At 40.0% G+C, this 395-nt stretch carries 1 protein-coding gene; it reads right to left on the bottom strand.

What is annotated here, in order from left to right; all coding sequences use genetic code 11:
- On the bottom strand, positions 1-395 hold a 395-nt coding region (locus A3766_RS21870), incomplete at both ends, for an ABC transporter substrate-binding protein (protein WP_156509041.1).

Genomic DNA, 395 nt, shown 5'->3' with positions numbered 1-395 from the left:
GTATCCGCGAACAACGCCGATGGTGTAGGGTTTTAGATCTGAATAACTTTGATAATTGATTTGAGCGTCTTTGCGTTTGAATAAAACTACTTTATTTGCAGGGAGCTCTGCAGAATAGGCGAAATCTTTTTCTCGATCTTTCCTGTACCAGGCGGTATAGATACCGTCGAATTTACCTTCTTTGGTCCATTCTAGCGCTCTAGACCATGGCAGTTGTTCTTTCGTTACTTTGTAATTTTTTAATTTAAAAGCAGCTGAAATGATTTCACTTATAGGGCCTCCATTCTCTAGAGTCTTTCCGTAGTAGGGTGGGTAATCAACGTAAGAAAGGGATACCTGTTTTTCGGAAGAATAAGCAAGGGTTGCTGTAAGTAGCCCCAATAATGCTAAATTTG

This window comes from Oleiphilus sp. HI0132 (assembly GCF_001635845.1).
This window is presented reverse-complemented; position numbering and strand designations above follow the sequence as displayed.